We start from the raw sequence: 13,052 nt of genomic DNA, 5'->3' as shown, positions 1-13,052 counted from the left end.
TGCCTACATGGCGAAGGTTCGGCGGCTCACGCCCCAGCACCCGGAGATGTTCCGCGCCCGCGTCATGCGGACCGAGCGGGTCTCCCCGTCCATGCAGCGCGTCACGGTCACCGGGCCGGGGCTCGGCGGCTTTCCGTGGCTGGGCTACGACCACTGGTTCCGGCTGTTCTTCCCACTCCCCCACCAACGGGACCTGCGCCTGCCGGAGTTCACGGGCTCGCAGTGGTGGCAGCCCTACCTCGCCATCCCGGAGGAGGAGCGACCGCACTGCGCCAACTACTCGGTGGCCGACTACCGGCGGGCGGCGGCCGAGCTGGACATCGACTTCGTCGTCCACCGCGGCCCCACCGGCGAGGTCGAGGGCCGGGCCGCGATCTGGGCCTGCGCCGCCCGCCCCGGGGATCAGCTCGCCCTGCTCGACCAGGGCATCCTCTTCGACTGCCCGCAGGACGCCTCCGAGGTCACCGTGGTGGCCGACGAGACCGGACTGCCCGCCACGGCGAGCATCATGCGCTCGCTCCCCGAAAGCACCGTGGGGCGCCTCATCCAGGAGATCCCCACCGACGCCGACCGCCGCGACCTGCACGCCCCGGCCGGTGTGACCGTCTCCTGGGTCGTACGGCGCGACGGCGCCTCGGTCCCCGGCGCCGCCGCACTCCGCGAGCTGCACCGGCTGACCCGCGCCGACGCGGCGGGATACGCCTTCGTCGTCGGCGAGTCGACCCTGGCCACCGAGGGACGCAGGCACCTGCACCGGCTGGGTCTGCCCAAGGAGCGCATCACCTTCTCGGGGTTCTGGAAGCACGAGGCGCTGGCGGCGGCCTGACACCGTTCGGCCGCCGCCCGCTCCTCGGAATCCTGACCGGGGATCGCCGCGGTGGAGACCCACCTGGAGGAGACCGCCGGTCGCATGCGGGACTTCCTCGGCCGGGTCGGCGAGCAGCCCCCGCCCACGCCGGGGCTACGACTTCACGAAGGCCAGGAGGTCGGGGTTGATGACCTCCGGGTGCGTCGAGTGCATGCCGTGCGGGAACCCCTCGTACGACTTCAGGGTGCCGTTCTGGGCGAGTTCGGCGGACAGCGGCCCCGCGTCGGCGTAGGGCACGACCTGGTCGTCCGTGCCGTGCGCGGCCAGGAGCGGTACCCGGATCTGCTTGAGGTCCTCGGTGAAGTCGGTCTCGGAGAACGCCTTGATGCACTCGTAGTGCGCGTTGGCCGCGCCCCTCATGCCCTGTCGCCACCAGTTGTCGATGAGGCCCTGGGACACCTTCGCGCCCTCCCGGTTGAAGCCGTAGAACGGCCCGGAGGGCACCTCGATGTAGAACTGCGCACGGTTGGCGGCGAGGGCGGCGCGGAACTCGTCGAAGACCTCGATCGGCGTACCCCCCGGGTTGGACTCGGACTTGACCATGACCGGCGGCACGGCGCTGAGGAGTACAGCCTTCGCGACCCGGCCCGGCTCCGCGCGCGCCACGTAGCGCGCGACCTCGCCGCCGCCGGTGGAGTGCCCGATGTGCACGGCGTCCCGCAGGTCGAGGGCGTCGGCCAGGGCCGCGACGTCGGCGGCGTAGGTGTCCATGTCGTGGCCGGTCGACGGCTGGCCGGACCGCCCGTGACCGCGGCGGTCGTGGGCGATCACGCGGTAGCCGTGGGAGAGGAAGTACAACATCTGGGTGTCCCAGTCGTCGCCGCTGAGGGGCCAGCCGTGGTGGAACACGATCGGCTGCCCGTCACGCGGCCCCCAGTCCTTGTAGAAGATGTTCGTGCCGTCGGAGGTGGCGACCGTACCCATGGCTGATCCTTCCGCGTGTGCGACTGATCCCCGCGAGCCACCTTACGCCGATAACCGGCATACCTCATTTTTCACTCATACTGACCAGTCCGTGCAGAACCGAACGGCGGAGGAAGCAATGGCAGCGGGACCGCACCGGGTGAGCGTCCTCGTGTTCGACGGCATGAAGCTGCTCGACCTGTCGGGCCCGGCGGAGGTCTTCAGCGAGGCCAACCGGTTCGGCGCCGACTACCGGCTGAGCATCGTCTCCGCCAACGGCTCACCGGTGTCCTCGTCCATCGGCATGCGGGTACCGGCGGACACGGCCGCACCGGCCGCCGCGGCCTGCGACACGCTGGTGGTGGTCGGCGGCGACGCGCTGCCCGCCGCCCCCGTCGACCCCGCTCTCGGCGCCGCCGCGAAGGCGCTGGCGCGGCGGGCGGGGCGCATCGCCTCGGTGTGCACCGGCGCCTTCGTGCTGGGCGCGGCGGGCCTGCTGGACGGCAGGCGGGCGACGACGCACTGGCAGCACACCGCCGCACTGGCCCGCCGCTGTCCGTCGACGCGGGTCGAGCCGGACGCGCTCTTCGTGAAGGACGGCACCACGTACACGTCCGCCGGCGTGACCGCGGGCATCGACCTCGCCCTCGCCCTGCTGGAGGAGGACCACGGCCCCGCCCTGGCCCGCGAGGTCGCCCGCTCACTGGTGGTGTACATGCAGCGGGCGGGCGGCCAGTCGCAGTTCTCCGCCTCGCTCCAGGGGCCGGCTCCCCGGACCCCGGTGCTGCGGCTGGTCCAGGAGGCGGTGCAGAAGGATCCGACGGCGGACCACGGCCTGGCGGCGCTGGCCGCGCGCGTGCGGGTCAGCCCGCGTCATCTGACGCGCATGTTCCGGGCCGAGCTGGACTCGACACCGGCGAAGTACGTGGAGCTGGTCCGCTTCGACCTGGCCAAGGCACTGCTCGACGCCGGTCACAACGCCACCGAGGCGGCCACCCGGTCGGGCTTCCCGAGCTACGAGAGCCTGCGCCGGGCCTTCGCCCGGCACCTGGGCCTGTCCCCCATCCGGTACCAGCAGCGCTTCGCCACCACCTCGCGGGAGTGATGGCCGGTTTCGAGGGACACCTGTCCGTCGGGGAGCGGACGCGGCCCGGCCGTCCGGCCGAGGGTGGGAACCGACACGACAGACACCGGCCCGGGAGGACCGCCTTGACCGAGACCATCGCCGGCATCGGCATCCCCGACAGCTCGCTCGCCCGGGAGGCGACCGAACTCGTCCGTGACACCACACCGCCCCTGATCTTCCACCACTCGCGGCGCGTCTACCTGTTCGGCAGCCTGCAGGCCGCCGCCCTGGGCCTGCGGCCGGACCCCGAACTGCTGTACGTCGCGGCGCTCTTCCACGACACCGGCCTGGTGCCGCCCTACCGCGGCGACGACCAGCGCTTCGAGATGGACGGCGCGGACCAGGCGCGGGCGTTTCTGCTCGCCCACGGCGTGCCCGAGGCCGACGCGGACACGGTGTGGACGGCCGTCGCGCTGCACACCACCCCGGAGGTCCCCTACAAGCTGGCGCCCGAGATCGCGGCGACCACCGCCGGAGTCGAGACGGACGTACTGGGTCTGCGCCTGGACCGCCTCACCCGGGCCCAGATCGACGCGGTCACCGCGGCCCATCCCCGCCCCGACTTCAAGAAGCGGATCCTGCAGGCCTTCACGGACGGGTTCAGGCACCGTCCGGACACCACCTTCGGCACGGTGAACGCGGACGTCCTGGAGCACTTCGTGCCGGGCTTCCGGCGCACGGACTTCGTCGAGGTGATCGAGAACTCCGCCTGGCCGGAGTGACCGCGCTCCCGCGTCCCGGGCGACATTCGTACAAGACCCGCGGCGGGTCCCGGCGCACCCTTGCCGCATGAGTCAGTACGACGCCGAACTGTCGCACGGCATGCACCTGGTCCACGACGGCCCGCCGCAGGCGCCGCCCGTCCTGCTCATCCACGGTTCCGGTGCCTCAGGCGCCTTCTGGGGCCCGGTGGTACCGGCGCTGGCCAAGCGCCGCCACGTCCTGCGCATCGACCTCCCGGGCTGCGGCAACTCCCCGCCGGTGCCGGCGTACGACGTGCCGCTGCAGGCGGGCCGGGTGGCGGCGCTCCTGGACGACCTGGGACTGCGGTCGGTGACGGTGGTCGGGCACTCCAGCGGCGGCTACGTGGCCACGGCGCTCGCGGAGCGGCGTCCCGATCTGGTGGGGGCGATCGCCCTGGTCAGCACGGGTCCGGGTCTGGACGCACTGCTGCCCGGGCCGATGATCCTTCGGCTGCTGCTGGCCCCGCCCCTCGGTCCGCTCCTGTGGCGGCGGCGCACCGACGCCATGCTGCGCAGGGCCATTGGGGCGACGGCCGCCGGGCCCGTGGACGTCCCGGCCGACATGCTCGACGATCTGCGGGGCATCTCGTACCGCTCCTTCCGGACGGTGGCGCGCGGGAACACGGCCTACCTCGCCGAGCGCGGGGTGCCCGAACGCCTGGCCGCCCTCGCCGTCCCGGTGCTGGTGCTCTTCGGGGCCGCCGACCCGCGGTGGGACCCGGCGTCGGCGCACCGGTACGAAGCCGTGCCCGACGCGCGGCTGGTGCTGCTGCCGGGCGTCGGGCACCTGCCGCCGCTGGAAGCGCCCGGGCCTACCGGCGAGTTGCTGCTCGGCCTGACCGCGCGGCAGGCGGGCCGCCCGTCCGTCGGCCCCGAGACCTAGACTGGCCGCGTGTCGTCCACCGAGGCACCACCTGAGGCATCGACCGGGGCACCGCCCGACTGGTCGATCGTGGACGTCGCGGTCCCGCGCCCCTGGGCCCGGCTGCCGGGGATCAGCATGGCCGGGTTCAGCCAGCACGTGCCCAACTTCGTGGACATGGCGATGGTCGCGCATCCCTCCGTCACCGTCCTCATCGACCTGAGCGAGGGCGACGGCCTGCTCTACGGCGCCGGGGGACGCCACGGCCACGGCAGCTTCGTCGTCGGGCTCGCCCCGGGCGGCCTCAGGGCGGCGGGCCGGGTGGGTGCGTGCCTGCAGATCCGGCTGGAACCGGTGGTGGCGGCCGCGGTGCTCGGCCCGTCGGCGGCGCTCGGCGGGAGGGTGGAATCCTTCGAGGACGTCTGGGGCCGTGGGGCGGCGGCCGCCCTGGACGCGCTGCGCGCCGCCGGATCGTGGGACGAGCGGTTCGCGCTCGCCGCGGACCTGGTCCGCCGCCGCGCTGCGGACCGCCCGCCGGTCGATCCGGAGGTGGCCCACACCTGGCGGACGACGTTCGGCAGCCGGGGGCGGGTACGGGTCGAGGCACTGGCCGACGAGGTCGGCTGGAGCCGCAAGCGACTGTCGGCCCGTTTCCACGCCCAGCTCGGCATCACGCCCAAGCGGGCCGCCCGACTGGTGCGGTTCGACCGCGCCGCCCACCTGCTCGCGGCCGGCCTGGCCCCGGCCGCCGTGGCCGTCGAGGGCGGCTACGCCGACCAGTCCCACCTGCACCGGGAGGTCAAGGCGTTCACCGGCCTGACCCCCACGGCCGTGGCCGGCGCACCGTGGCTCGCGATCGACGACGTGGCGTGGCCGGGCTCGTCACCGGCACGCCCCCCGGGCTCCGCGGGGGCCGCACGGCGCCGAATGGCACCGCACGGCCGTGCGTGGAATCGTGGACGGACGGCAGGCGCGGACGCGCCCTGACGCGGCCGCGCACCGGGCAGACGACTTCCCGACTTCCGAAGGAGGCCCGCATGTCCTCGAAGCGACGCCGGAAGAAGAAGGCACGCCGCAACCACCCCGCCAACCACGGACGGCGGCCCCAGTCCTAGGGGAAGCGTCCGGCACGCGTCCCCCCGGCCCGCGGCGTCGGGGGGACGTGGCCTTCAGTGGCCCGCGACCGTTCCCGACAGTTCGTTGGTGCCCTGCGGCAGGGTCACCGAGCCGCGCTTCTCGCCGGAGGCCAGGTCGATGGCGTGCACGGCCTTCTTGCCCGGTTCCGTGACGTAGGCGGTGTGGTCGCGGACGAAGAGCGAGGGCCGGGCCTGCTGCCAGTCCAGCGGCTCCTGCCACTCGCCCACGGCGGGGATCTTCTTCTCCACCGTGCCCTTGTCCGGGTCGATGACGTGGATGGCGCCGTCGGTCCCCAGGACCAGCGCCTCGCCGTGCGGTCCACGGGCGAGGGAGCGGAAGGAGTAGCTGGTGCCCAGCTCCACCAGGCGCAGCTTCGCGGTCTCGGTGTCGATCAGGGACACGCGGGTCGGCCGTTCCAGCTCGGCGTCCGGGTCGGTCTTGTAGTCGCCGAGGAGTACGGGAGAGGCGTCGCTGCCCGCCTGGTTGCCGGTGCGGCCGTAGTCGTCGGGGGCGTCGACCTTGGTGAACCTGCCGTCCTTGTAGATCAGCACGCCGTCCTCGCAGCCCAGGGCGACCGCCTCGCCCTGGGCGGCTGCCTCCCCGTGCACGCCCGGGCAGTTCTCGTTGCGTGCGATCTCCTTGTTGTCCTTGTCCAGGACCAGGGCACCGGTCCGCTTCTCCTCGTCACCGAGGGTGGTGAGGAGCCGGCCGTCGCTCAGTTCGACGGCGACACCGTGGTGGGCCTGCGCGGAGGTGTAGGTGCGTCCTTCCGGCTTCCCGCCGTCGCCCAGGTCGCCCGGTTCGAAGACGTTCACCTCGCCGGTGCCGTCGGTGAAGAGCACCGTCTTCCCGGCGTGGCGGACGACGTGGCCGGGCTTCGCGCCCCGGTACTCGATGTCGGTGAAGGTCTGTTCGGCGGCGTTCAGGAGGCGGAAGCCGCTGTCGGTGGAGACCACCACGTGGTCGTCGTCGCCCGCGGGACTGACGCGGTTGAAGCCGGGCAGGTCGATGGTCCTGGTGAGTTCGAGGCTCTTGCCGTCGAGGATGTAGAGGCCGCCGTCGAAGGTGGCGACCAGTGGGTCGTGCACCGGGGCCGCGGAGGCGGCGGCCGTGGCGCCCCGGTCCTTGGCGTCGGACGAGGAGGTGTCGTCTCCTCCGCACGCGGTCAGGACCGTGGACACCGCGAGGGCGAGTGCCGTGCCCGTGAGGGCCCTGTTGCGTATGGACGTGTTCAACCGTGTGTTCCTTTCGGGCTGCCGACGGTCAGTCCGTCGGTCATGGCGGTGGTGTTGGCGCGCATCATCTGCAGATAGGTGGCGGCGCCCTCGTTCTCGGCGGTCAGCGACTCGGAGTACAGCTCCACGACCCGCACGCCGCCGCCGAGTTCGGTGCGCAGGACCTCGGCGAGCCGCTTGGGCTGCGAGGAGTCGGCGAACACCGTCCGTACCCCGGCCCGCTCCATGGCCCGGGTGAGCGAGCGCAGGTCGGAGGAGCTGGGGGAGGCGAGCGTCGTGCCGCTGGGGATGACGGCACCGATGACGCGGAAGCCGAAGCGGTCGGCGAGGTAGCCGAAGACGTGGTGGTTGGTCACCAGGTTGCGCCGGTCCTCGGGCACCCTCTCGAAGGACTTCTCCATGAAGGCGGTGAGGTCCTTCAGCTGCCCGTCGTAACGGGCGGCGTTGGCCCGGATCGCGGCGTCGTCCACGCCCTTCACGTGCTCGCTCACCCGGTCGGCGATGAGTCCGGCGGCCGTGCGCACGCGGTCGGGGTCGGTCCAGAAGTGCGGGTCGGGCTGCCCCGACTCCCCCTCGGGTCCGCCGTCCTCACCGGTGTGGAAGGTGAGGGGGTCGACCGCCCTGCCGACTTCGAAGGTCGCCACCCCGGCCGCGCGGGCGGCGTCCACGTGCCGCAGGACGTTCTCCTCAAGGCCGAGGCCGTTGAAGACCACGAGGTCCGCGCGCTCCAACTGGGCGGCCTGCACCGCCGACAGACCGAAGGAGTGCGGGTCGGCGTTGGGCTTCATCAGGACGGTGACTTCCGCCTGGTCGCCGACGACCTGACGGGTGATGTCGCCCAGGATGTTGGTGGTCACCACGATGCGGGGCTGTTCCTCGGTGCCGGAGCAGGCCGTGGCGGTGGCGGCCGTGACCAGGGCGAGCAGCCCCACCAGGAGGCGGCGCAGCCGTGCCAGCCGGATCCGGGTGCGTCCCGTCGGGCTCATCGGCCGGTCTCCGCCATCAGGCCCGGTGCGATGTCGAGGTCGAAGGAGCGCGCGACGCGCAGGTCGTCGTTGTAGTCGATCTCGTACACACGGGTGCCGGCGCGGTCGTTGACGTAGGCGCGACTGCGGTCGACCTCGACGACCGGTGCGCCGGCGCCGGGGCCGGCGGCCGCCTTCCCGGCCGCGGCCAGGAGGGGCTTGGTGCGGGCGGTGTGCCTGCCCGTGGCGATGTCGTAGCCGTGCAGGGCGCCGTCGGTCTCCAGGACGAGGAGCGGTGCGCCCTCCCCGGCGGTGTTGGCCGCCACGACCGGCCCGGTCCGCACCCGGGTCCAGGCGCGGTCGGTGACGTCCAGCACCCATACGGCCCGCTCGCCGGCGGGTGCGGTCAGGGTGTCGCTGCCGGCCCGGTGGCGAAAGGCCGTCGCCCGTTCCTCCTCCGGCACGTCCCGCCCGTACGGGATCCTCTCGGCCGTGAAGCCGCCGTCCTCGGCGCGGACGAGCAACGCCCCGTCGGCGCACCCCAGGACGACGCCGCGGCGGGTGACCGCGTCGCCCCGGGGCCGCTCACAGGTCGCGCCCGGTGAGGCGACGGGGGCGCCCTCGCGGTCGTACACCGTGAGCTTCGCGGAGTCGTCGTCGCCGGTGAGGGCCACCAGGTGCTCCCCGTAGGGGACGACGGCGCCGGCGTGCCCGTCGCCGAGCGTCCGGGCGGGGCCGACCTTCCCCTGCTCCAGTGCCGTCCGGTCGTACAGCGTCGTCCGCCCGTCCCGGTCGGTCACCGCGGTCACCGTGGCGTCGCTGCGGACCTCGGCGCCGCGGCCGGCCGGGAGGTCGCCGACGTCGCGTATGGCCGCCCGGTAGTAGTGGACGTGGTCGCCGTGGTCCACCATCCAGGAACCGCCGTCGACGACGTGGGTGCCGCGGTCGGTGTGGAAGAAACCGAAGCGGCCGTCGGTGCTCAGTCCGGCGGCGCCGGGCACCGCGGCGGTCTCGTGCACCTTGCCGGTGACGAGGTCGAGCACCCGGCTCGCACCGGTGCCGGGGTCGCCCAGGAGCAGCCGGGACTGTTCCTCGGCGGCTTCCCGCGCTCCCTCGACGTAGCCGTGCGGGGTGGCGGACGACTCGGTCGCGGCCGGCTCCGGCCCGCCGTCCGCCCGTCCCGCGCAGCCCGCGGCGAACAGCGCGGTGACGAGGACGAGCGCGGTCGGGAGCCGGCGCGTGGTGTGTGTGCGGACGGTGGGGTCCATCGCCTCGGGTTTCCTTCAGTCGACGGTCGGGACGGGGGCGGCGATTCGGCGGGCACGCAGGTGCCGCAGGCCGGATGCTGCGTGGGACAGGAAGAACAGGGCCACCGCGACGGCCGAGACGGTCGCCCCGGCGGCGGTGCTCAGGTGCCAGGACAGGAGCAGCCCGGCGAAGGTGGCGGTGACGCCGAGCAGGGCGGCGAGGACCATGACGCCTCGCACGCCGCGCGCCCAGGGCAGGGCCGCGGCCGGCGGTGCGATGAGCAGACCGAGGACGAGCAGGGTGCCGACGATGTGGAACGAGGCCACGATCGCGAGGCCCAGCAGGACCAGGAGCACCGCGTGCGCCAGCCGGGGGCGCAGGCCCAGGGTGTGGGCCTTGCGCGGGTCGAGGGCGAGGGCGAGGAAGGCCCGGTGGCCCAGTACGGAGACGACCAGGGCCACCAGCAGCGCGGCGCCCAGCAGGAGCAGGTCCCGCTCGCGGACAGCGAGGACGTCGCCGAAGAGGAAGCCGGTCAGGTCCACGGCGAAGGACTGCGAACGCGACACGATGATCACGCCGAGCGAGAGCATGCCGACGAACAGCAGCCCTATGCCGGTGTCCTGGGAGAGTCGCGGGGTCCGCCCGAGGGCGGTGACGCCGGCCGCCATCACCGCCGCGCTCGCCACCGCTCCCAGCAGCAGGTTGCCGCCGAACAGCGCGGCCAGCGCGACCCCGGGCAGCAGTCCGTGGGACATGGCGTCGCCGAGGAAGGCCATGCCCCTGAGCACGACCCAGGTGCCGGCCAGTGCGCAGATGGCGGACACCAGGATGCCGCCCCACAAGGCTCGTTGCACAAACGTCACTTCGAACGGGGTCGTCAACCAATCCATGCGGAGGACACTACAATGAAAATCATGTTCAACAAATCCTCCTCCTCACCCCCCGCACCGTCCGAGCGGGCGCCGCGCGCCCGGCTGGCCGGGCTGTGCGCCGGCTACCCGGGACGGCCGGTACTGCGGCAACTCACCTGCCGGATACCGGCGTTGGCCGTCACGGCGCTCGTCGGCCCGAACGGCAGCGGCAAGTCGACGCTCCTCGGTGTGCTGGCCGGTGTGATCCGTCCGACATCGGGCGACCTGGACCTGGGCGGCGAGCGGCCGCCCGCCTTCGTGCCGCAGCGCGGCGCCGTCGCGGACGCCCTCCCGCTGACCGTCCGGCAGGCCGTGGAGATGGGGCGGTGGGGCGAGCGCGGGCCGTGGCGGCGGCTGAACCGCCGGGACCGGCTGATCGTGGACGCGGCGCTGGACCGGCTCGGCGTCGCCGACCTCGCCCCGCGTCAGCTCGGGGAGCTGTCGGGCGGGCAGCGGCAGCGCGCCCTCATCGCCCAGGGGCTCGCCCAGCAGTCCGACCTGCTGCTCCTGGACGAGCCGACCACGGGCCTCGACCCGGAGGCCCGGGAGCGCATCACCGCGCTGCTGGCGGAGCTGGTCGCCGACGGCGTGACGGTCGTCCACGCCACGCACGACCTGGAGGCCGCCCGCTCCGCCGAGGCCTGTCTGCTGCTGCGCGAGGGCCGCCTGGCGGGACACGGCGACCCCGGCCGGGTCCTCACCGCCTCGGCCCTGGCCGAGGTCTGGGCCGTTGCCGGACCCGCGGGCCCTTGATAGGCAGGTGGTGTCCCGGAGGGTTTCGGCCCGCCCGAGCACCTCGCGACCCGACGGCCCGGAACCCACACACCGGAGATGGCCCCATGAAGATCCACCTCACCAGCGTCTTCGTCGACGACCAGGCGCACGCCCTGCGCTTCTACACCGAGGCGCTGGGCTTCCTGAAGAAGCACGACGTGCCGGTGGGGGCGGGCGGGGACCGGTGGCTGACCGTGGTCTCGCCCGAGGCCCCCGACGGGACCGAGCTGCTGCTCGAACCCTCCGCCCACCCCGCGGTGCGGCCGTACCGGACGGCGCTGGCCGAGGACGGCATCCCGGCCGCCTCCTTCTCCGTCGACGACGTACGGGCGGAGTACGACCGGCTGCGCGGACTCGGGGTGCACTTCACCCAGGAGCCGCTGGAGACGGGCGCGGTGACCACGGCGGTCCTCGACGACACCTGCGGCAACCTGATCCAGATCATGCAGGTCCGGTAGCGGGCCGGGGGCCCGCGGACATCACCCGTGGGGCGGGCGGAACTGGGGGCCGTAGTTGCCGCCGGCGCCCGGGATGCCGGTCTCCATCAGCTCCAGGGCAGGGCCCTCCAGCCCGCGCATCGTCCGCACGGCCGAACCCAGGGTGCGCGCGTCGCCGTCCGCCCAGGCCGCCTCCAGGGTGCTCAGCACCTGGGCGTAGGCGGTGTCGAACCGGTCGAGGAGGTCCGCCACCCGCTGCGGCGGGTCGGGCCAGCCACCGGCCGGGACGCGGGCCATGGGGCGTGCGTCGGGAAAGGGCACGGGGGCACCGGTGAACCGCCACCCGTCGTCCTCCTGGCGCAGTTGCCGCCCGTGGTAGATCTCACCGAAGGCGTAGTAGTGGGCCGGGTGGTCGTCGCCGAAGGCGTCCTCGGGGGAGCTGGTGGTGCCCTCGCCCTGTTCCTTGATGATCTCGATCGCCCGCTCGACGCCGTCGAGGTCGGTGACGGGTTCCAGGACGTCGGAGCCGATGCGCTCGGACAGCTGCCCGCGGGCCGACAGTTCGGGCGCCGCGGACCGGAAGGCGCCCAGCAGGTCGTCGTAGAAGCGCCCGATGCTGGGCGAGTTGTTCATGCCGCGGGCGAGGGGCTCCTCCGGGGCCTCGACGGCCATCATCACGTCGTGCACGAAGGGCCTGGTGAGACCCGAGAGGTAGACGTTCACCCCGTCGCGCACCCCGCCCGGCAACGCTCCCGGGTAGGCGAGGGCCGCGTCGGTGATCCTCGGCCGGCCGCCCACGGCGACCAGCAGGTTGCAGACGACGCCCATGTGGTACATCTCGTCGCCGATGATGCGCCGGATCAGCCGTGCGACGTGGCTCGTGCGGTCCCCCACGGACCACCATCCGCACAGGTAGGGCGGGATGGTGGCGAGTTCGAGTGCCACGGCGACCTGGAGGCCCTCCCTCAGCCAGTCGACGCCGCGGCCGTCCTCGGGGACGGCGAGCAGCCGGGCCACGGAGCGGCAGCCGGGCACGGCGCCCTCCGGCCGCTCGGCCGCCCGGGCGGGGGCGGCGGCCGAGACCGGTGCGGCGGCCGTCAGTACCGCCGACGCCATGAAGGTCCTCCGCCCGAACGGGGCGCCCGTCCCCGACGATTCCTCGCGCACACCACTCACCCGTACTCCCTCTCCGAGCCGACGCCCGCCTGAGACCGATATATCCGGATTGCTCCGACGGCTATATCCGGATTGCTCCGACGGCTGGCGAAACTAGCAGCGACGAGGTCGTTTCCCGGGCGGGCGGCACCGGGCGGGTCATCCTCTACCCGGTCGGCCCTACCGGCACGGCCGAAGCACCCGGGCCCGGGCCGACGGGCGCCGGTGGGCCTCAGGAGGCGCCGGCGCGGCAGGACCGGCCGGTGCGGAGATTGCTCGTGGCGCCGGTGATGACGGAGTCGAGCCGGTCCCGGGTGCCGACCAGTTCGGTGATGCGGCCCTCGACACGGTCCCGCTCCGCGGACAGCCGGTCGAGCAGTTCCGGCGTGGCCCGGCCGTCGGGCGCGTACGGCAGGAGTTCGACGATGGTGCGGCTCGACAGGCCCGCGGCGTAGAGCTGCTGGATCAGCCGGACGTGGTCGACCGCGCCGTCCGGGTAGAGCCGCTGGCCGCTGTGGCTGCGCTCCGGGACGAGCAGCTCCTGCTCCTCGTAGTAGCGCAGCGCCCGAACGCTGACGCCCGTTCTGGCGGCGAGCTCCCCGATGCGCATCCCGCACCTCCTCCCATGAGCCGGGCCGTACGGCTTGCCTCTCACGTCAACGTCAGGTTTTAGCGTAACGCGCGAGGG

General features: G+C 73.4%; 15 protein-coding genes. 8 read left to right on the top strand and 7 right to left on the bottom strand.

The window, feature by feature from the left end; all coding sequences use genetic code 11:
- Positions 1–7: 7 nt before the first annotated feature.
- Entirely contained in the window at positions 8–826 is an 819-nt protein-coding gene (locus tag K7854_RS13360; protein WP_226026673.1) for a siderophore-interacting protein, read from the top strand.
- A 135-nt stretch (positions 827–961) separates the two neighbouring features.
- Here the strand turns inward: K7854_RS13360 and K7854_RS13355 are convergent, their stop codons facing one another.
- Positions 962–1,792 carry an alpha/beta fold hydrolase gene (locus tag K7854_RS13355; protein WP_226026672.1) on the bottom strand — a complete coding sequence of 277 codons (831 nt, stop codon included), beginning with the start codon at positions 1,790–1,792 and terminating at the stop codon, positions 962–964.
- Between the two features lie 118 nt (positions 1,793–1,910).
- Here K7854_RS13355 and K7854_RS13350 point away from each other — a divergent pair, with 118 nt between their 5' ends.
- The 5 genes from K7854_RS13350 to K7854_RS37970 all read left to right on the top strand — a co-directional run bounded on the left by K7854_RS13350 (position 1,911) and on the right by K7854_RS37970 (position 5,617).
- The gene (locus tag K7854_RS13350; RefSeq protein WP_226026671.1) at positions 1,911–2,876 is read left to right on the top strand and encodes a GlxA family transcriptional regulator; all 966 of its coding nucleotides are present in this window, start codon (positions 1,911–1,913) and stop codon (positions 2,874–2,876) included.
- Positions 2,877–2,980: 104 nt separating this feature from the next.
- Positions 2,981–3,619, top strand: a complete 639-nt coding sequence (locus K7854_RS13345) for an HD domain-containing protein (protein WP_226026670.1) — start codon at positions 2,981–2,983, stop codon at positions 3,617–3,619.
- 67 nt (positions 3,620–3,686) lie between these two features.
- Positions 3,687–4,523 (top strand): alpha/beta fold hydrolase, encoded by an 837-nt coding sequence (locus K7854_RS13340; RefSeq protein ID WP_226026669.1) that lies wholly within the window; start codon positions 3,687–3,689, stop codon positions 4,521–4,523.
- Between the two features lie 9 nt (positions 4,524–4,532).
- Positions 4,533–5,489 (top strand): helix-turn-helix domain-containing protein, encoded by a 957-nt coding sequence (locus K7854_RS13335; protein WP_226026668.1) that lies wholly within the window; start codon positions 4,533–4,535, stop codon positions 5,487–5,489.
- A 50-nt stretch (positions 5,490–5,539) separates the two neighbouring features.
- Complete coding sequence (locus K7854_RS37970; protein ID WP_464863028.1) at positions 5,540–5,617, top strand: hypothetical protein; 78 nt, start codon at positions 5,540–5,542, stop codon at positions 5,615–5,617.
- Between the two features lie 54 nt (positions 5,618–5,671).
- On the opposite strand, the gene aztD is transcribed toward K7854_RS37970, so the two are convergent.
- Genes aztD through aztB form a run of 4 tightly spaced genes read right to left on the bottom strand, consistent with a single transcriptional unit; the run spans position 5,672 to position 9,977 of the window.
- Positions 5,672–6,874, bottom strand: coding sequence for a zinc metallochaperone AztD (gene aztD / locus K7854_RS13330; RefSeq protein ID WP_226026667.1), 1,203 nt, complete (start codon positions 6,872–6,874; stop codon positions 5,672–5,674).
- Positions 6,871–7,860 (bottom strand): zinc ABC transporter substrate-binding protein AztC, encoded by a 990-nt coding sequence (gene aztC, locus K7854_RS13325; RefSeq protein WP_226026666.1) that lies wholly within the window; start codon positions 7,858–7,860, stop codon positions 6,871–6,873. The genes aztD and aztC overlap by 4 nt, the downstream gene beginning before the upstream one ends.
- Positions 7,857–9,107 (bottom strand): hypothetical protein, encoded by a 1,251-nt coding sequence (locus tag K7854_RS13320; RefSeq protein WP_226026665.1) that lies wholly within the window; start codon positions 9,105–9,107, stop codon positions 7,857–7,859. Before K7854_RS13320 ends, aztC begins: the two co-directional genes overlap by 4 nt.
- Before the next feature lie 15 nt (positions 9,108–9,122).
- A complete protein-coding gene (aztB, locus tag K7854_RS13315) occupies positions 9,123–9,977 on the bottom strand; it encodes a zinc ABC transporter permease AztB (protein ID WP_226026664.1) in 855 nt (284 codons plus the stop codon).
- Between the two features lie 15 nt (positions 9,978–9,992).
- Here aztB and aztA point away from each other — a divergent pair, with 15 nt between their 5' ends.
- Both aztA and K7854_RS13305 read left to right on the top strand, forming a co-directional pair.
- Entirely contained in the window at positions 9,993–10,751 is a 759-nt protein-coding gene (aztA, locus tag K7854_RS13310) for a zinc ABC transporter ATP-binding protein AztA (RefSeq protein ID WP_226026663.1), read from the top strand.
- A gap of 86 nt (positions 10,752–10,837) precedes the next feature.
- The gene (locus tag K7854_RS13305) at positions 10,838–11,230 is read left to right on the top strand and encodes a VOC family protein (protein WP_226026662.1); all 393 of its coding nucleotides are present in this window, start codon (positions 10,838–10,840) and stop codon (positions 11,228–11,230) included.
- 21 nt (positions 11,231–11,251) lie between these two features.
- Here K7854_RS13305 and K7854_RS13300 read toward each other — a convergent pair whose 3' ends face one another.
- Together K7854_RS13300 and K7854_RS13295 are read right to left on the bottom strand one after the other, a co-directional pair.
- Positions 11,252–12,325 carry a ferritin-like domain-containing protein gene (locus K7854_RS13300; RefSeq protein WP_226026661.1) on the bottom strand — a complete coding sequence of 358 codons (1,074 nt, stop codon included), beginning with the start codon at positions 12,323–12,325 and terminating at the stop codon, positions 11,252–11,254.
- A 271-nt stretch (positions 12,326–12,596) separates the two neighbouring features.
- The gene (locus K7854_RS13295; protein WP_226026660.1) at positions 12,597–12,974 is read right to left on the bottom strand and encodes a MerR family transcriptional regulator; all 378 of its coding nucleotides are present in this window, start codon (positions 12,972–12,974) and stop codon (positions 12,597–12,599) included.
- Between the last annotated feature and the right edge of the window lie 78 nt (positions 12,975–13,052).

The organism is Streptomyces hyderabadensis, assembly GCF_020404845.1.
Classification (GTDB): domain Bacteria; phylum Actinomycetota; class Actinomycetes; order Streptomycetales; family Streptomycetaceae; genus Streptomyces; species Streptomyces hyderabadensis.
This window is presented reverse-complemented; position numbering and strand designations above follow the sequence as displayed.